Annotated in this window: 19 protein-coding genes; 12 read left to right on the forward strand and 7 right to left on the reverse strand. The window is 64.8% G+C overall.

Going from position 1 to position 17,814, the window contains the following annotated elements; translation table 11 throughout:
• Window positions 1–249: 249 nt before the first annotated feature.
• The 5 genes from E2F48_RS03685 (at window position 250) to E2F48_RS03705 (ending at window position 4,303) form a co-directional block, all read left to right on the forward strand.
• A complete protein-coding gene (locus E2F48_RS03685) occupies window positions 250–1,440 on the forward strand; it encodes an LLM class flavin-dependent oxidoreductase (protein WP_133402604.1) in 1,191 nt (396 codons plus the stop codon).
• Between the two features lie 12 nt (window positions 1,441–1,452).
• Window positions 1,453–1,944: a MarR family winged helix-turn-helix transcriptional regulator gene (locus tag E2F48_RS03690; protein WP_133402605.1), complete on the forward strand. Its 492-nt coding sequence runs from the start codon at window positions 1,453–1,455 to the stop codon at window positions 1,942–1,944.
• Window positions 1,941–2,663, forward strand: a complete 723-nt coding sequence (locus E2F48_RS03695) for a CE1759 family FMN reductase (RefSeq protein WP_246018497.1) — start codon at window positions 1,941–1,943, stop codon at window positions 2,661–2,663. The genes E2F48_RS03690 and E2F48_RS03695 overlap by 4 nt, the downstream gene beginning before the upstream one ends.
• A gap of 246 nt (window positions 2,664–2,909) precedes the next feature.
• Window positions 2,910–3,380, forward strand: a complete 471-nt coding sequence (locus tag E2F48_RS03700; protein ID WP_342772574.1) for a hypothetical protein — start codon at window positions 2,910–2,912, stop codon at window positions 3,378–3,380.
• A complete protein-coding gene (locus tag E2F48_RS03705) occupies window positions 3,377–4,303 on the forward strand; it encodes an NADP-dependent oxidoreductase (protein ID WP_133402606.1) in 927 nt (308 codons plus the stop codon). Before E2F48_RS03700 ends, E2F48_RS03705 begins: the two co-directional genes overlap by 4 nt.
• Window positions 4,304–4,505: 202 nt before the next feature.
• Here the strand turns inward: E2F48_RS03705 and E2F48_RS03710 are convergent, their stop codons facing one another.
• From E2F48_RS03710 to E2F48_RS03720, 3 genes are all read right to left on the reverse strand, one after another.
• Window positions 4,506–4,934, reverse strand: coding sequence for a hypothetical protein (locus tag E2F48_RS03710; RefSeq protein WP_133402607.1), 429 nt, complete (start codon window positions 4,932–4,934; stop codon window positions 4,506–4,508).
• Window positions 4,935–5,415: 481 nt separating this feature from the next.
• Window positions 5,416–6,021 (reverse strand): putative immunity protein, encoded by a 606-nt coding sequence (locus tag E2F48_RS17575; RefSeq protein ID WP_342772575.1) that lies wholly within the window; start codon window positions 6,019–6,021, stop codon window positions 5,416–5,418.
• A gap of 81 nt (window positions 6,022–6,102) precedes the next feature.
• Entirely contained in the window at window positions 6,103–6,744 is a 642-nt protein-coding gene (locus E2F48_RS03720; protein ID WP_133402609.1) for an HAD family hydrolase, read from the reverse strand.
• A 570-nt stretch (window positions 6,745–7,314) separates the two neighbouring features.
• On the opposite strand from E2F48_RS03720, the gene E2F48_RS03725 reads away from it, so the two are divergent.
• Window positions 7,315–7,794 carry a hypothetical protein gene (locus E2F48_RS03725; RefSeq protein ID WP_246018498.1) on the forward strand — a complete coding sequence of 160 codons (480 nt, stop codon included), beginning with the start codon at window positions 7,315–7,317 and terminating at the stop codon, window positions 7,792–7,794.
• A 238-nt stretch (window positions 7,795–8,032) separates the two neighbouring features.
• Here E2F48_RS03725 and E2F48_RS03730 read toward each other — a convergent pair whose 3' ends face one another.
• Window positions 8,033–8,485, reverse strand: coding sequence for a hypothetical protein (locus E2F48_RS03730; RefSeq protein WP_133402611.1), 453 nt, complete (start codon window positions 8,483–8,485; stop codon window positions 8,033–8,035).
• Window positions 8,486–9,129: 644 nt separating this feature from the next.
• On the opposite strand from E2F48_RS03730, the gene E2F48_RS03735 reads away from it, so the two are divergent.
• Window positions 9,130–9,378 carry a hypothetical protein gene (locus E2F48_RS03735; protein ID WP_133402612.1) on the forward strand — a complete coding sequence of 83 codons (249 nt, stop codon included), beginning with the start codon at window positions 9,130–9,132 and terminating at the stop codon, window positions 9,376–9,378.
• A gap of 271 nt (window positions 9,379–9,649) precedes the next feature.
• Here E2F48_RS03735 and E2F48_RS03740 read toward each other — a convergent pair whose 3' ends face one another.
• Window positions 9,650–10,405: a TetR/AcrR family transcriptional regulator C-terminal domain-containing protein gene (locus tag E2F48_RS03740; protein WP_133402727.1), complete on the reverse strand. Its 756-nt coding sequence runs from the start codon at window positions 10,403–10,405 to the stop codon at window positions 9,650–9,652.
• Window positions 10,406–10,600: 195 nt separating this feature from the next.
• On the opposite strand from E2F48_RS03740, the gene E2F48_RS03745 reads away from it, so the two are divergent.
• The 5 genes from E2F48_RS03745 (at window position 10,601) to E2F48_RS03770 (ending at window position 15,849) form a co-directional block, all read left to right on the forward strand.
• Window positions 10,601–10,906 (forward strand): hypothetical protein, encoded by a 306-nt coding sequence (locus tag E2F48_RS03745; RefSeq protein WP_133402613.1) that lies wholly within the window; start codon window positions 10,601–10,603, stop codon window positions 10,904–10,906.
• Window positions 10,907–11,029: 123 nt separating this feature from the next.
• A complete protein-coding gene (locus tag E2F48_RS03750; RefSeq protein ID WP_133402614.1) occupies window positions 11,030–12,121 on the forward strand; it encodes a fatty acid desaturase family protein in 1,092 nt (363 codons plus the stop codon).
• Window positions 12,122–12,231: 110 nt separating this feature from the next.
• Window positions 12,232–13,950, forward strand: a complete 1,719-nt coding sequence (locus E2F48_RS03755; RefSeq protein WP_281274785.1) for an alpha/beta fold hydrolase — start codon at window positions 12,232–12,234, stop codon at window positions 13,948–13,950.
• Between the two features lie 136 nt (window positions 13,951–14,086).
• Window positions 14,087–14,977 carry a diacylglycerol/lipid kinase family protein gene (locus E2F48_RS03760; RefSeq protein ID WP_133402616.1) on the forward strand — a complete coding sequence of 297 codons (891 nt, stop codon included), beginning with the start codon at window positions 14,087–14,089 and terminating at the stop codon, window positions 14,975–14,977.
• Window positions 14,978–15,393: 416 nt separating this feature from the next.
• Window positions 15,394–15,849 carry a nuclear transport factor 2 family protein gene (locus E2F48_RS03770; RefSeq protein WP_133402617.1) on the forward strand — a complete coding sequence of 152 codons (456 nt, stop codon included), beginning with the start codon at window positions 15,394–15,396 and terminating at the stop codon, window positions 15,847–15,849.
• Window positions 15,850–15,871: 22 nt separating this feature from the next.
• Here the strand turns inward: E2F48_RS03770 and E2F48_RS03775 are convergent, their stop codons facing one another.
• The gene (locus E2F48_RS03775; protein WP_246018500.1) at window positions 15,872–16,690 is read right to left on the reverse strand and encodes an SGNH/GDSL hydrolase family protein; all 819 of its coding nucleotides are present in this window, start codon (window positions 16,688–16,690) and stop codon (window positions 15,872–15,874) included.
• A gap of 469 nt (window positions 16,691–17,159) precedes the next feature.
• A complete protein-coding gene (locus E2F48_RS03780; RefSeq protein WP_133402619.1) occupies window positions 17,160–17,591 on the reverse strand; it encodes a hypothetical protein in 432 nt (143 codons plus the stop codon).
• Window positions 17,592–17,814 lie beyond the last annotated feature (223 nt).

Consider the following 17,814-nt stretch of genomic DNA (forward strand, 5'->3'; position numbering starts at 1 on the left):
GAGCGCTGTTACGGCGGTACCAAGATCACGTTTCGGCGAGCCCCTCCAAGAAGAGATCGTAAGGGGGCGGAGATGCCGTTACCGAAGCGGGCCTCCCGTTTCGGGCAGTGCGCACTGTCGGTTCCGTCAGTGCTGCAGGGCCTGGTGCTGCATGTCACGGAGAGCGCAGGAATACATCACTGGTTATGCACCGTTCTACAGACAAGATACATAACTGGTTATGTAGTTCCTCTGTGAAAGGCATGCACGATGCAGTTCGGAATTTTCTCGGTCAGCGACATCACGCGGAACCCGGTGACGGGGTACACGCCCAGCGAGGCGGAACGCATCGATGCAACGGTGAAGATGGCAGTCAAGGCCGAAGAGGTCGGTCTCGATGTCTTCGCCATCGGCGAGCACCACAACCCGCCGTTCTTCTCCTCCTCGCCGACAACCCTGCTGGCCCATGTCGCAGCCCTGACCAAGCGGATCATCCTTTCGACGTCGGTCACCCTGATCACGACGAACGATCCCGTCCGCATCGCCGAGGAGTACGCGCTGGCGCAGCATCTGGCCAAGGGCCGGCTGGACCTGACCCTTGGACGCGGCAACACTGTCCCGGTCTACCCGTGGTTCGGCAAGGACATCCGTCAGGGCCTGCCGTTGGCGTTGGAGAACTACAACCTGCTGCACCGGCTGTGGCGCGAAGACGTCGTGGACTGGGAAGGCAATTTCCGGACCCCGCTCCAGGGATTCACTTCCACTCCCCGGCCCCTGGACGACGTGCCTCCCTTCGTCTGGCACGGCGCGATCCGCACGCCGGAGATCGCCGAGCAGGCTGCCTACTATGGCAACGGATTCTTCGCGAACAACATCCTGGCCCCCAACTTCCACTTCCTGCCCCTGGTCAACCTCTACCGCGAGCGCTTCGAGCACTACGGGCACGGCACCAAGGCCCAGGCCATCGTGGGACTCGGCGGGCAGGCGTACATCGCCAAACGCTCCCAGGACGCCTTGCGCGAGTTCCGCCCGTACTTCAACGAAGCCCCGGTCTACGGGCACGGAGCCCCGTTGGAGTACTACGCGCAGCAGACCCCGCTGAGCGTCGGAAGCCCCCAGCAGATCATCGACAAGACCCTGGAATTCCAGGAGAAGTTCGGCGACTACCAGCGCCAGCTTTGGGTCATGGACCATTCGGGCCTGCCGCTGGCCGCCGTGCTCGACCAGCTCGAATTGCTCGGCGGGGAGGTTGTTCCCGTGCTGCGCAAGGAGATGGCCGCACGGCGTTCCCCTGACGCGGCGGACGCCCCCACCCACGAGTCCCTCACGAAGGCAAAGTACGGCGACGCCGCACCGCGACAGCCGCGCCCCAACCCCAACCGGGGGGACAACGTCACGGGCACCTCGCCCTACCAGGACAGCGATGCCGCGACTCCGGCCCGCTATCCGCTGATCGGCTAGAAGGGTGATCCGATGAACCCGCAGGACAGAAACGAGATCCGGCTGGCGAATGAGTCCTGGGAGGCCCTGCTTCAGGCAGAGAGCGCACTTGGCCGACGGTTCGCCGCCGACGAGATCTGGGATGAAGTCTCCAATCGGGAGTACGACGTCCTCTTCACCCTGTCCAAGGCCGACGGCGGACTGGGAATCAGCGACCTCGGCCGGAGGATCCTGCTCTCCCAGCCGGGTATGTCGAAACTCGTGTCGCGGCTTGAGGAGCGCGGGCTCGTGGAAAAGCGTCCGAACCAGGTGGACCGCCGGGAAGCCCGCATCCTTCTTACCCATGCGGGAACCGAAGCGCAAAGACGGGTGGGGCGGAAGCACGCGCGGGCCGTCGCTGCCAGAATGACCAGCGCCCTCAGCCACGCCCAGCTCGAACAGCTTCGCGACCTCTGCCGGCAGATCACCGCAGTAATCGATCCGGCCCTTCTGAACAAGCCCACTACCGAACGGACCCCCTCGTGAACTCCACTTCCCCCCAGCACGCCCACCCGGACCCGGAGCAGACCCGCAGCATCGTGGTCCTCAGCGGAGGCATGAGCGACACCTCCTCCTCCCGGATGCTTGCCGACCGCCTGACCCAGAAAACACTCGACCGCCTCAACGGGAAGGGCATCCCGGCCGCGGTCAGCATCATCGAGCTGCGTCCCCTCGCCGCCAACATCGCCCAAGCGATCGTTTCAGGTTTCCCTGACCCGGACCTCCAGGCCGCCATCGACAGGCTCGCCGCCGCTGACGCCGTCATCGCGACGACTCCTATCTACAAGGCAGGCATCAGCGGGCTGTTCAAGGCCTTCATGGATATCCTCGACAACGATCTCCTCATCGCCGTGCCCGTGGTCCTTGCCGCAACCGGCGGGAGTGCCCGGCACGCACTGGTGATCGATGATCAGCTCCGGCCGCTCTTTGCCTTCATGCGCACGCTCACCACGCCCACCTCGCTCTTCGCTGCACCGGAGGACTGGGGAGACAGTGCGCTCACCACCCGGATCGAACGTGCGGCGACCGAACTTGCGGCAATGGTCACTACCGGCATCAGAGCCGCGATCACCGACGACGCCTGGGGCAAGTACCAGCACACCTTCGCCGGGAACGCCCGCCCTGCAACGGCCGCCCCGGAGGTTGCCTTCGACACCGACCTGATGAGACTGGCAACCGGCGGCACCCTCGCTGCACGGGCCTAGCGGGGAGGTTGAACCTCCTCGTCCTGGTGGTTGATCTGACGGGACATAGTCACCGGCCTGTCCGAAGGACCGTCAACCCACGCGGCGCTCCCGGAAGCGGTGGGGAACGAGCACTCCATCAGGCCAACCGGCCCGCGGAACTGCGGGTGACGTCGGCGTCGAGACAGTCTCTTGTCGAGACGGTCTCTTATGGTGCGGAACGCGTACCAGAGTCCTGCTCGACCCGGAGATTGGAACGAACTTCCGGTGGCCACGGAGGTGGCGGACGGCAACCGGGGCCCGGCACCGGAGACGGTGACCTTCCTGTCGGGAGACGTCCACTTCTCCTACGTCGCCGAAGTGGACAGGACATCGGGCAGCCGGATCCTCCAGGTGGTCTGCTCCCCGATCCGCAATCCGCTGCCGCGGCTCCTGCGCTCCTCCACCGCCATCCTCTCCTACGCCGTGGCGGCACCTCTCGGGGCCCTCGTGGCGCGCTCCGTGAAAGTTCCCCACCCACCGTTCCGCTGGCGGAACATCAGGGGACCGTGGTTCGACAACAACCTCGCCTTGCTCGAGGACACCGCGGACGGGCTCACACTGTCCTGGCAGTCGGGAACAGTGGACGGCGAAGACCATCTCCACACCGCCCGGCGGGATTGGCGGCCTCATCTGTGGGGAGAACCGTTAGCTCCGCTGGAATATGACCGCCCCGACGGCGGTTGTCGTAAGTCATGAAAGCGATGACTTACAGTCAGTACGGAAGTCCGGAAGTCCTTGAACTGACCGAGCAACCCTTGCCCAAGGTCGGGCCTGGAATGGTCCTGGTGAAGGTGAAAGCGGCGTCGGTGAACCCTGTCGACTGGAAGATCATGGCGGGCTACCTCGATCCGATCATGGACGTCCAGTTCCCGGCCGTTCCAGGCTGGGACGTCGCGGGCGTGGTGGAGTCTGTGGGCATCGACGCCCCGCATTTCCGGCCCGGCGATGAAGTGGTCTCCTACGGACGAAAGGACTTCGTCCATGGCGGCAGCTTTGCCGAGTACATTGCCTTGCCCGAGCGGCTTGTGGCCCGAAAGCCGCAAACACTGGGCTGGGAAGAGGCCGCGGGTCTTCCGCTCGCCGGATTGACCGCGTACCAGGTCCTGACCCGGCTCGACGTCCAACCGACAGATACGCTTCTGATCCATGGCGGGGCTGGTGGCGTGGGTTCGCTGGGAATCCAGATCGCGGTGGCAGCCGGCGCTCGGGTGATCGCGACCGCCTCGGAAAGGAACCATGACTTCCTTCGCGCCCTCGGCGCCGAACCGGTCAGCTACGGCGAGGGTCTCGCGGAGCGGGTCCGGGCGTTGGCCCCCGGCGGCGTCGACGTCGTTGCAGACTTCGTAGGCGGCACCCTGGACGCCACCCTGGCCGTCCTCGCCCCAAAGGGACGGCATGCCTCCATCGCGGACGACACGGTGGAGCAGCACGGTGGCACCTGGATGTGGGTGAGCCCAATCGGAGCCGATCTGGAGCGCTTGTCGCACCTGGTGGACGAACGTCGGCTCACGGTCGAGGTGGCCCGGGTCTTTCCGCTGGAGAACGCAGCCGAGGCATTGCGGCTGAACATGGCGGGTCACACCCGGGGGAAAATAATTGTAAAGATCACCGGCGACTGAACGGTTTGACCCATTCGGTCACGGCGTGGGCTGGATACCGGGCCTCGTCCCGGTATCCAGGTCCAACCACTTGGCCCCCATCATCTGGTGCAGGTCCATGACCGGAGTCTGTTGGGCCGGGTATGGCCGCAGCGGAGGGATTGGCGCCGAAAGCCCCCCAGTCCTGGGCGGCCTTCGGCGCTCGCAAGCTTCCGGCCCGCCATCACCTGGTGATTGTGATTTCCTCGTTCAACTCGGAAATCGTGCAGGGTTCCTCAGGGGTGAGGCAACTGAATTGGCTTACAGACGCTGCTGCGACGCCACGCTTGAACGCCGGACCACTATTCGCCAGCACCCATACGGTGATTGTTTGCTTCTCACCCGTGCATGCAACGCGACCCCCGGACGGGCTTCCAATGCCAGTGGCGACGCCCCCGCCGCTTCTCTGCGCCAGCCTTACGGAGGTGAAGACCTCAGCGTCCGCGTCACAAACAAGCGAGTACGTTACGTCGACTGCCGCTCCTCGCGCGACCAAGGAAGCGCTGTCGACGCTAAGAACACCGTCGGCGGCCACCGCCGGGGACGCTGTTGCGAAGAGCCCGATCACGAAGGTGAGGGCAAGGGTTTTGATAGAGGTTCTTATCACTGTCATGACGACTCCAATGTCACAGGCAGCAACGCTCGATGGGATCGGCGGCGTCGCTCTCTACAGGATTACTGCGATCGCAGTTCTCACGAGCCTGGGGCTCTTTCGACTGCAGGCTTCGCTCCAATACGAGCCCCGGCATGAAGGGCTCGCATTGCTAAGATTGGCTTCCCTCACCGGAAAAATGATTACTAGAACACAAACTAGAAGCGCAACAGCCCGAACTCGCGTGTAAACGGGACATCCCTATGGCGGCGAAAGCAACGCCGCTGCCAATTCGAACACCGTTCTGCGACGGCTCGATGAGCAAATTTTACTCCTCCACGCGCTGATCTTCTCGTAATTTGCGGATGACAAGTTCGCCGATGAGGTCCGAAAGGGCCTTGTCGTGAGAGTTCTTTCCTGCCGTCGCACGAAGGGACGCCGCCGAGTTGTCCGCGCCGTGTTCCCTCCAACCCCCGGATGGCAGTCTGGAGATCAGAATGATTTAGGGATGCTGAGTCAGAGCGGCCTGAAGGGCGCGGATGTTCCGACCGAGTTCTCCTGATGCGAGGAGCCCCGGACCGAGGGGACCTGACCGGTCCTCGCCCAGTCGTGGAAGATTTCGGAGCGCTTCTCGGACGGGCCCGCTCATATGCTCGATCTGCCAGGCCGTCTCCACCGCCCCGCCACCGGGAGTGGAGAGGGCCGCGGCTTTCGCCGCATAAGCCGCAGCGCCGAGGGCATGCGCCCCCATATGGGCTACACCGGAGGCTTGCCCGGCAGCCCGGGCGGCAGCTTTGGCTGCCGGTGATCTCACCTCCTGGGCAGCGCGATTGGCCACGAAACGGCGGCGTATCTCACCAGCTGCATCCAGGTCTCCATGGGAGAAGGCCCGTGCGCGTGCGATGGCATCGCGAGGACGGTCGTCATCCGAATTCTCTGCCTCGAACAATGGCAGGACCCGCTCCGCGCAGTCGGCTGCCCACGCGGCCACGAGCCGGCGGTCTCCCTCGCTCAACGTCTGCACAGAAGGCATGCCACCACTCTCGCACAACCGCTCCCGGACCGTGCCCGTGCCCATTCCCCCAATTAAGGTACCGAGGTTGGTCATCTCCCGCGCTGGTTGAAGTGGAACAACTGGCTTTGGGGGGTAGTCATCATTGTGTCCCTGCCACGTGCGGATTCGAGCGGTTCACAGGTGAGTTGTCAGATCTGCGACGAGGGCTGCCCGCGGGTTATGGGAGTGCCGCACGCCGACCGTGAAGGCACCCAGCTCCCGTCCGAGTGCCAGATAGGTGTCGCTGTCCTCCAGGACGACACATGGGGGGACACAAAGAGAGCGAAAGAGTGCTTCCTTGTCTCGTCCCGGAGTCCGGCGGGCAACCTCGACGAACGGATCGAGGTTCCACCCGGCAAGCAGAGCCGCGATCAGGTCCGGGTCGCCATTGGAAACGACGAGTTGCTCGTCGGCGACCCCATCGAGCGCCGGCATCACGCGGGCTGCCAGCCAGGAAGGCTCCAGGCTGCGCAGAGCGACGGCAGCAACAACGGCTCCCCGCTCCGCGTGGAGATCCTCGATCTCGGCCATGGTGGCGGGGAACCCCTGCGAGATAAGACGCTCCCAGATCCACTGCTCGGTGTGCCCGACGAGATCGCCAAAGAAGTCCGGGGCGAAACCATAGCTTCGACGCTCTGCCAATTCTCGGTAGCTGGCCTCATGCAGGGGTTCAGTGTGGCCGACCACACCGTCGAAGTCCCAGATCACCCGCGCTCCGGCCGCTTCCCGCAGCAACGCCGTGGTCAGGGCTGCTGCTTCTTCCTGGTCGTCGAGCATGTTCGACCCTCCGCTGTCTTCTTGGGCGTGGACACATCCGACGGCGCCTGGCCTAGGGCCATCGTACGGTTTGCACCGCCCGGGATACGACCTGGCACCAAATGCAGTAGCCGCCTGTATCACCCGAGGGGTCGGTGGCCGAGGTACACCTCTCATCGGTCGATGGTTGCCCGCCAAAACCCTTCAAGTCACAAGTGGCAGGCTCGCCACCGCTAGCGGTGACATCAAGGCAATCCGGTGTTGGCACTCGACGACGGATGGCTGGAACGCCATAGCGCCGATTGCCGGTGAGGACGACGACGGTGACTGCGCTCAGGATGGCGACTTTCATTCACACGGGTCGTCCCTCAGCTCTTGGGTGAAGCGTCTTCGAGAAGCAGTCAACCTGGGCAATAACGCGTCGGCAACGCCATAAGTGCTCGACTGGATACGGGTCCGGGCGTTGTTTCCGCTGGGCCCCCCAGGGGACGCCATAAGCCTTCTGGATGTCGGTGCCGCTCACGAAACTTCGGCGATCACCTTTCGAGAACGGGTAGAATACGCCCCAAATACCGCCTCCGGGAGGAAGTCGTGGAGGAACAAGAAGCTCGTCAGAAACTGATCGCAAACATCGAGCAGCGACAGTCAGCTGTCAGGCTGTTCCTGCGTCATGAACGACCCCGCCGGAACAGGCTGGTCATGACAAGCGTCCTTGGTAGCGCGCTGGCTGCGGGTCTCACAGCAGGCCCCGCCCTTGGCGGCACGAAGTTTGCCGCGGGGGTTCAGGAAGCACTGACGCTGGAACAAAGCTCCATAGTATGGCAAGTGCTCTGCCTGGCAGCAATGCTGATGTCCGTCGCCGCTGCCATATCGACCAGTTTGAGTAATTCGCATGCAGTGTCCACAAAGGTCACTGCAGCAGAGGTATGCAATGCCCAACTTGATGGGCTGAAAACAGCGCTGGACCTCGGACGCATGTCCCTGGAAGATGCCATCGAGCTCTATCAGCAATACACGATTCAGGTAGCGTTCGTGGATGATGCGGAAGACAAGGCGAAATTCCCACGGTGACGAATGTTGGGTCCGAACGGAGAGTCGAGGATAAGGGCGGCTCCAGTTGAATCCGCCGATCCTGCAACCGGCGTTGCCCTGAGCCCTCAGGACGTGTGGACCATGAAGGTAACCCCCGTTCTGCACGGGGGCGGAAGGGATTCTGTAAGCCCCCTCAGCAGTGCCGCGCCAACGGTGTTGCGGAACCAGCGTCATCACTGTTGGCCGCCGCGGGACCGCTGAACACGACACCTATCGGTTAGGGATGTCGGCGAGCAGTCGTCCGGTCCCTGTTTTGGGCGGCCCAGAGGGTTCCGAGGGTCAGCAGAAACGGAATGGTGAAGAACACTCCCGCGCCGCCGCCGGCGTTGACGAATCCCACGACAGCGATCCACCAGCACAGGGCCGCCGTGAAGACCCCGATGATGGTCAGGGACCCTTTGGGTCCTCGCCGAAGACGGATGACGACCGGCCGGCGGCGGAATTTTTTCAGGTGTTTGGGTGCACGGGGTCTGCGCCTGCGCGCGGCCAACAACGTTCCGAGGGTCAGGAGAACGGGAATGCCGAAGAATACGGCCGCACCGCCGCCGCTGTTGACGAAACCGGTCAGACCGATCCACCAGCACAGGGCGGCGGTGAACCCGCCGATCAGGATCAGGTACTTCCTCAGATCCTGCCGGCCATAAACCGGATCGGGACTGGTGCCGCTCACCGTCACTCCTCCTCAGAGAACCAGCCGGGCTTCTGGTTCCATGACAGCACCGATCCTGCAATTTGGCGACACCCGTTCCCGCCGACGGGTGGGGTCAAAATATCCTCACCACAGTCATGTACCTGACCCACCGCTCGCCCATGAAGCAGTAAGAAAACCCAACCCGGGCTACACGACAGCAAGGAGGCACCCGCCCCCAGGGAAACCCCAACCCAGCCCCAAGATCCGGCACTCCGGCCGTACACATTGCGCCGGATTGTCCACGGTCAGAGAGCAAAAGGGGAAACATGAGCCCGAAGTGGGACTCGAACCGGTCTCCAGCCCCTGAATCTCCGCCACTCCCCCGAAAACATCCGCGATCCGGCCGGGTCCGGCACCGGTGCGGCCCAGTCCGAGACCCAAAGAGTGGACACTGTCCACACCCCATCTCCCGACTGGAGGCATTGCCGGACAGCCCCATCACGCGTCGACGGGGAGTGGAATGAGAAGCATCACCCGCCTCCCGCGCCATCTCGGCATAAACGAGCCGCTTCACGATCTCCGGGAGGAGGCATCGGCCTTCTTCATATGGGTTTGTGTGGGCTATGCCCGCAGGAGGCACGCAGTATGCTCAGGAGCACGACAATCCTCGAGGAAAGGCAACAATGAACGGCGACAGCAAACTCGACCCGAGCGAGGATTTTCCGGAGGATCTGGACGGCCTTCCGGCCGACGAGGTGAGTGTGCTCAACAGCATGGTGCACCGCCAGATGGACGCCGAGTATGTCGAGGACGGATCGCTCGACCCGGAAACCGAAGGGCGAAATGAAGAGTTGCGGCTGGAGCTCGACGACCGGGATAAGAAATCCGGCGAGGCCGAACAGCGCCAGGACCGCGGCGAGCATGAAGCCTGAGTGAACCAAGAGACCGACCAAGCAGTTGCGCCCGAGCTTGCCGCCAATCGGCCAGTAGATGATCGCGCCACCTCAATCTCCACTTGAGTCGCACCGACCTCCCGCAAGGAACCCGATATGGTTCCATTGGTCAAACAGCTGGCATGGGACCGGTTCCTCGTGCCGCATGCCAGCACGATTCGATGCCATGCGGTTGGGCACAGGTGCTCCGCAGCATCGCACCTGATGTGGGAGAAGGCTCCCGTTTCTTCGGAGGCGGGAGCTTCGGTCGTTATTGGGGGCCCGCAGGGCTCTCGAGCTGTGACTGGAGGCCACGGAGGACGATGGTGATGCCCTGGTCGAGTTCGGCTTGGCCATCGTAGTCCAGCAGCTGGGAGGCGAGGCGGCGCAGGTGGGGGAAGTCCTTCGCGGGCAGCCGGTGCAGGCCCAGCCGAAGTCCTGTGTCGTCCTCGTCGGGATTGACGACGAACTCCTCGAGCTCATTGATCACGTGGCCGATCAGGAAGCCGTAGTAGGCACGGTAGGCGTGGAGGGCCCCGGAGGGTCCGAAGCCGGCCCGGGTGAACACTGCGAGGAGCTGCTCGAGGGGACGTAGCGCCCCCAGCGGCCGCAACCCCAGAGGAGTGGACAACGGGCGGGTCACCAGAAGCGGCATTACGTGGGGGTGCTGCAGTACCAGGAGACGGAATCCGTGGGCGGCCTGACGCAGCTGATCCTGCCAGGGCCAGTCTGCGTCCCCAGGCCCGGCCCCGGAGATCACCCATTGATCCAGCAGTAGCTCGGTCAGACCATCAAGCAGCGCGTCCCGGTTGGCCGCGTATCGGTAGAGCGCCATTGGGTCCCTGTCGAGCTTGTGTCCGAGGCGGCGCATCGACAGGGCCTCGAGTCCCTCCACATCGACCAGCTCGAGCGCGGCCTGCAGCACGATTTGGCTAGTCAACGGGCTCCGCCGCTTTCCCCTGCCGTCCGTTCCCGGGGTGGCAGCATCTCCAGGCACGTCCTGCGGAACAGGGTCGCGCCGGTTCATTGAAACCATAACTATCCACCATCTAGTAAGCCGACTTGCTATCTCTCAATCTACACCGTAGAGTCTACGGTGTAGAGCAACGCTGTGGAGCAAACCGCGGCTCCCGAGCTCCCTATCCCGATACGTGATCCCGCCTTCCGGGCCACAGGATCCGTCACCGGTCTCACCATTCACACTTCTTGAAGGAGATTCACCATGTCGAACAGCAACAACAACAACGGTTACAGCCACCCCGCCGACACCCACAACGGCAACCTGGCGGTCGCTGACCGCCGCTCGACCGAGACGAAGGCCTCGACGAAGACCACCGAATTCTTCGCCTATATCGCCATCGTGCTCGCCACCGCCCTCACCGCACTGGTGGTCGGCGACGGCGGAGAAGGTCAGGACGTCTTCAACGCCCTCGACGCCATGAAGCTCATCACCTTCCTGACCATCGGTTACATGGTCTCCCGCGGCCTGGCCAAGTCAGGCAGCCGCGAGCACTACACCAACTCCTAAGCACCACCGTGAAGTGTTCCCCCTGCACAGGCTCCGGCCCGCGCAGGGGGAACACCGCTTTCACCGGGCGCCGGTTCCACGCCCGGGCGGATCAATGTCGACAACCTTTCTGAGGATCAGCCCATGAGTGACACCATCGCAGAACCGGTGAAGCGCAAAGTCCGGATCGCCAAGCCCAATGACGTTGTTGCGTCCTATTCGGTCCTGTTGAAGCAGGTCCGCAAGGAGGGCCTGCTGACCCGGCGCCGGCGCTTCTACGTCTCGGTGTTCGCCCTGCTGGCCCTGGCCATGGGCGCGGCCTGGACCGGCTTCGCCCTGCTCGGGGACACCTGGTTCCAGCTGCTGATCGCCGCGGCGCTTGGAGTGGTCCTGACCCAGACCGCGTTCCTGGCCCACGAGGCCTCCCACCGCCAGATCTTCAAGACCCGCGGCGCCAACGACTGGTCCGGGAGGGTGCTCGCCGCCGGCGTGGTCGGCATCAGCTACGCCTGGTGGATCGATAAGCACACCCGCCACCACAACGACCCCAACACCCGCGGCAAGGACCCCGACATCGAGGTCGACACCATCTCCTTCCTCGAGGAGGACGCCGCCAAGGCCCGGGGCCTGCAGGCCTGGATCACCCGCCGCCAGGGCTACCTGTTCTTCCCCCTGCTCACCCTGGAGGGCCTGAACCTGCACGCCCGCTCCTTCGGAACCCTGTTCCGCCGCGGCACCGTCACCGGCCGCTGGGTCGAGATCGCCCTGCTCGCGGTGCGCTTCACCGCCTACCTGGGCATCCTCTTCTGGTTCCTGCCCGTGGGCATGGCGTTCGCCTTCCTCGGCGTGCAGCTGGCCGTGTTCGGCGTCTACATGGGCGCCTCGTTCGCCCCGAACCACAAGGGCATGCCGATCGTGCCCGAGGACAGCAAGCTCGACTTCTTCCAGAAGCAGGTCCTGACCTCGCGCAATATCCGCGGCGGAGCGTTCGTGAACAACGCCTTCGGCGGCCTGAACTTCCAGATCGAACACCACCTCTTCCCCGACATGCCCCGCCCGCACCTGCGCCGGGCCGCGGTGATCGTGCGCGAGCACTGCGAACGTCTCAAGGTCCCCTACACCGAAGTCGGCGTCGGAGCCTCCTACGCCGCCGTGGTGTCCTACCTCAACCGGGTCGGCCTCGCCGCCCGCGACCCCTTCGACTGCCCCATGGTCAACAAGTACCGCCGCCCATGAGCCCCGCCACACCTAAGCCCTCCACCGCCGGCCAACGCGACCGGCGCGCCCGGCGCCTCAGCCCAAAGCGGGTCAGTTTCACCCGGCTCCGAACCGCTCTTCGGCACCGGATGTCCGCATCCCACTGCAGCACTCCTCCCGGCCCGGTGATCCCTGCAACCGCGGCACCGTCCGGCCGGGACACGGCCCACGCACCGGCCTACCGCCTACATTCCTCCCGCCCGGCGATACCGGTCCCGGGGGCGCCCGTATTCGTCCTGATCCACGGCCTGGGAATGTCCCACCGCTATTTCGCAGGGCTTCAGAGGGAACTGGGCGCCGTTGGGGAAACCCATATACTGGATCTTCCCGGTTTTGGGGGTACACCCAAGCCCGGCCGCAGACTCAGCGTCGGAGACTACGCCCACGTCATTGCCGAGGCCATGGATACCGCGCAGCTGCGCTCCTGCACCCTCATCGGTCACTCCATGGGGGCCCAGCTGGTCACCGAACTTGCCATACGGCGCCCAGACCTGGCCGCCCGGGTGGTGCTCATCGGACCAGTCACCGACCCGGTTCGCGCGTCGGCCTTAACACACACCCTGTACCTGGGCCTGGACACGCTCCTGGAGCGCCCCATGACCACACTGCTTGCCGTCGGCGCCTACGCCCGGTGCGGACTGCCCTGGTACTTTACCGAACTGCCCGTCATGCTCAAGTACCGGCTCGACCAGCGGCTTCCCCTGATGACCCGGCCCGTCCTGATCATCCGGGGCACCAGCGACCCGATCGCCCGCCGGGACTGGTGTGCCCGGCTTGCCGACGCCTCCCGGCAGAGTCGCCTCGCGGAGATACCGGGACAGGCCCACGCCGCACACCGGGCAGGTGCTGCGGCCGTTGGCGCAGCCATCACCCGGTTCATCGAAGAAGACCCGCACGCCTCTGTCTCGCACACGGCGCCCTCCCGCGGCCTATCCTCGCCCCGACGGGTGACCACCGTGCAGTACGCGGGAAGCCCGCAGGCCCGGCCGGAGCACACACCCCGGCGGATAAGCCTCACCGCCGGAGACCGGCAGGCCAGGGCCCACCTCATCCCGCACCGGCCCGAAGCACACGCCGCTACGAACGCCGGGGCGTACGAGCTAACGGTTCCCGTATTCGTGCTCACCCACGGCATCGGCATGTCCCACCGATACCTCCAACGCCTCGGGGACCAGCTGTCAGCCCACGGACGGGTGGTCCTGCTCGACCTGCCCGGCGCCGGGCGGACCATAACCCCAACGGCCGCGATGCCCAACGCCGCGAAAGCGGAAATTGTCGGGGACCTTCTGGACGAAATGGGGGTATCTTCCTGCGTGGTGATCGGGCATTCCATGGGGGTCCAGAGCGCCACCGAACTGGCCCTCGAGCGCCCCGGACTGGTCTCGCAGCTGGTCCTGATCGGCGCGGCCGTCGACGCAGGCCGGCGCACCGTCCCCCAGCAGGCACTGACCCTTGCAGTGAATAACGCGCTGGAGAAGCCGTCGTTGAATGCCATCCAGTTCACCGACATGCTGCGCTGCGGCCCACGCTGGTATCTCGCCGAGCTGGGGGTGGCCATGAAATATCCCCTCGAGGATCGACTTCCCTTGGTGGAGCAGCCGGTTCTTCTCATGCGCGGCGCCCGCGACCTTGTTGCCGGATCTGCCTGGTCCCGCGCGCTGGCAGAGACTGCCCTCGACGGGGAACTGGTGGAGGTTGAGGGCGCCTTCCACGGCGTGCACCACAGCACCGCCGGGACTGTCGCCGAGCGGATTATGACCTTTCTTGCCGACACTGCGGACCGCCTCGATGAACCTGAAGCCGCCTAGGACTCAGCGCCCGGGACCGCAACCGCCGCACCGACAACATCTCACCCTGCTGCCGTCAGTAGAGGCCCCGCCTACGATACGGGGAGGCGTCACCGCGTACTCCGATAACGTCCAGCGAACAACAAAAGGTAGACCCATGAACACACCACACAGGTTCGACACAATCACCATCATCTTCAACCCGAACAGCACCGGGGACGCCCCCAAGCTTGCCGGGGAACTCCGCGACGAGCTGGTGCCCGCACTGCCCGGGACCGAGGTCCGTCTGCAACCCACCGAACACGCCGGCCACGCAGTGGAGCTGGCGCGGAAGGCAGCGTCTGCGCCCAACGCCCTCATCGTGTCCGTCAGCGGCGACGGCGGCTATAACGAGGTCGTCAACGGGGTTATGGGCAGCGGAAGCGACGACGCCGTGTGTGCGGTCCTGGCCGCAGGCAACGCGAACGACCATAGCCGCGTTACCGGCCGCAAACCCCTGGCCGAAGCGATTCTCGAAGGACAGGTGCGCCGGATCGACCTGCTACGGATCAGCATAGACAGGGTCGACACGGCCCCGGTGTACGCGCACTCGTATATCGGGTTCGGGCTCACCCCGGTGATGGCCATCGACCTGGAAAAAGGCAGCAAGGGCGCCCTTAAGGAAATGTTCTCCGTCGTGCGCACCTTCTCGAAGTTCAAGCCCTTTGAAATCCGCCAAAGCGACGGCAAACGCCGGAGATTCGACAGCCTCGTATTCGCGAACATCTCCCAGATGGCCAAGTACGCTACCCTCAGCGAAGCCGACGACCACCCGGCGGACGGGAAATTCGAGGTCATCATTTTCCCGCACATGGCCAAATGGAGGATCCTGCTCACCGCCCTGCGCGCCACCACCAAGGGCCTGGGCGATCAGCCCAGCTACACCCAATACCGCTTCTCTACACTTAAGCCCATGCCGTACCAGCTCGACGGCGAAGTGAAATCCGTCGAAACCAGCACCGACATCACGATCGACAGCATCCCGCGGGCCCTGTCCATCCTCGGCTGACGACCCACAAGGGACCGCCCCGACCGGGACGTCCGCTGTGAGCACCACCAGTACGGGGTAGCGTTCCCTGCCGCGAAAACCCGTGGGCCTTGGCGCGATGAAGGTCTACCCGAACGTTCCGCATGCTTTCTAGGATCAGGACTAGAGACTCCCCATCGATCCGGCGCGCTCGGCCGCGGCCCCATTGGTGCCGTGCCTGTCAGCGGCCTAGCCTGGCCCGATGGGCACCCAGGGGAACGTCCGGTTCTGGAGTGATCAAGAAGGCTGGGGCGTCATCGACTCGAACGAAACCCCGGGCGGATGCTGGGCTCACTTCAGCGTCATCGCGTGAATTACGGTGCCCCCACCGCCCGCCGGGCCGGGCCCCGGGTGCCCGCCGCTCTTGCACCGCCCAGGGAAGCACCCGACAATCGAGCATGACAGATTCCAGCGCAGGATCCGCTCAGGAGCCCTCCGGCGACCGGCTGGTCCAGCTCGCCAAGGAGTATTTCCAGAAAGTCGACGCCGGGGACACATCCCTCCTCGGCATGTTCACCGACGATGTGCAGGCGTACTACCCGCAGTTCGGCACCGTGAAGGGGACGGAGGGGCTCGTCCACCTGGTCCAGGCCCTGACCACTGCGGTCTCCCGGTTCCACCACGATGAGCAGTTCATGAAGGTCACCCAGTCCGGCAACCGGGTGGTCATTGAAGGGATCGAGACCGGGACGCTGGCCGATGGCACGCCCTTCCCTGCGGATTCCCGGAGCGAAGGCCGGATGTGCAATGTCTTCGAATTCCGCGGCACCCTCATCAGCCGCCTGCACATCTATGCGGACCCCGACCTGGCAGGCCAGCACCCCCACCTCTTCCCGCCGTCCGGCCCGTCCTAGGTCTGGCCGGCCATTAGGTTGGTCACGCCCGGCTGCGGACCGGGGCAGGGTTGTGATGGGTTCGTACCGGTCCTGCCTCGGGGCGTTTGGCACGGGGGTGGGGCTCGAGGGTGCCTGGGCGCAGGTGTCCCCACGCCCAGGGGATGAGGTAGGTCCTGGTCCACTGCAGGTCCCCGGCCCTGGCCTGACGCCAGGTGCTGTGAGTGTGTTGCCCGGGATCCAGCGGCGGCAGCACATGCGGGACCTGGAGGACGTCGAGGACGGCGCGGGCCACCGTGTAATGGCCCAGCGGTGACAGATGCAGCCGGTCCGGGTCCCACATCCGCCGGTCTTCGAGCTGCCGGAGGGACCACAGCTCGGCGGTAAGCGCACCGTGGCGGGAGGCGATGGCGTGGATGTTCTCGTTGAACAGGGCCACCTTCGCGCGGTTGCGGCCCAGCACCGGGGTCGAGCCCCAATCCGGTCCGGTGAACAGCACGATCGTGGCCCCGGATGAGCTGAGCGCTCCAACGCCCGCGTCGAGCCGGTCGGCCAGCTTATCCGGGTCGCTGTCGCGGAACACCATGTCGTTTCCGCCTGCCGACAGAGTAATGAGATCCGGTTCCAGCGCCAGTGCCGGGCCGGTCTGCTGCTCAAGGATCTGCTTCAGCAGCAGGCCCCGGACGGCCAGGTTCGCGTAGGCAAAATCCTGCCGGCCCGTGGCCAGTTCCTCAGCGACACGGTCTGCCCACCCCCGCACGCCGCCGGGGCTGCCTGGGTCGGGGTCGCCCACCCCTTCGGTGAAGGAATCCCCCAGGGCGACATACCGGCTCCACGGGTGCCGGAGCCCCGGGGCCAACATCCCAACATCCCCTACCCCACCGGGAACACCACTGCCGGCAGGGCCGGCGCCCCGCGTCCTCATGTTCACGCCTCCTTCCCTGCGCGTGACTCATCGTTCACCGTGGTTAACTTTTTCGGGCGCCGTGATGTTCCCATTCTCAACCCGCCCAAAGGTCCGGTGCCCGCCGCCCGGGCGTCCCCGGAACCAGCGGGAGTTCAAGGGCAACGGCGGAGTATGGTTTTCCGTCGTGCGGCGAGCCGGGGATTCATAGTCTGGTACCAGTGGTCAAGCAGCGGGCCAGATGTGCGGATCGGACCGCAGCGACCTCTTCGCCGGCTCGCACGCAGGCGGGGGCTCGTCGCGCGTTGGGGCGACGGCCAGAACCTTCATCTTGGGTTGGATGTTCTCAAGACTGCTTCGCCGGGTCCGCATTCCCAGGACCGACACCGCCCTCTCGGGAGCGGTTCGCGGCCGTCTGGAGCCCGGTTCAACGCCCGATGGACTGATTGCGGAGGATGGTTCGAAGGTCGGTGCGCAGTCCGGCCAAGAGGTGCGCGTCGGAACCATCAAAGTAGTTCTGTACATTTTCGGCCGTGGTGAGGACGATCGATCCGCCGGATGTGAGCCGGATATGGTTCCCTGGGTCCTCGGCACCGCCGCGGTCAATCAGGCCCCGGTCTTCGAGGCACTGCAGTATGTCCTCCAACTCCCGATCGCGAAAGTGCAGCCGCACGGCCAGCTCCTCAGAGCGCATAGCCCCCCAGCCGGCCAGTTCCTGCAGCACGGGCACCGAGTCGTAGGTGATGCCTAGGTGGGCAAGACGCTCATCCCAAATGTGGGACACCCTAAGTGCTGCGTCGTTCAGCAAGTGGCGGGTGGACCACTGCTGCACATCGTTCCTTTTGGAGCTGGGTTTCATCGTTTTTCCCTTTCAGTTGCCAGGAGCTCCTGCGGGGGTGGGACCCGGGCCGGTGGCGGTGGTCCCACCCCGGCTGCAGTTCGCCAGCATTTCGGATAAGGGTGGCGATAGTGCCGGGTGCCGTGTCCGGGGCCGGTCCACGCCCTCTTCGGATCGGGTTCCACGGGAGTTGTAGCTGAAACGTGAGTCAGGGGTCAGGCGGTCGCAGGCTTCCCGGCGGATC

This window comes from Arthrobacter crusticola, from assembly GCF_004357995.1.
Classification (GTDB): domain Bacteria; phylum Actinomycetota; class Actinomycetes; order Actinomycetales; family Micrococcaceae; genus Arthrobacter_D; species Arthrobacter_D crusticola.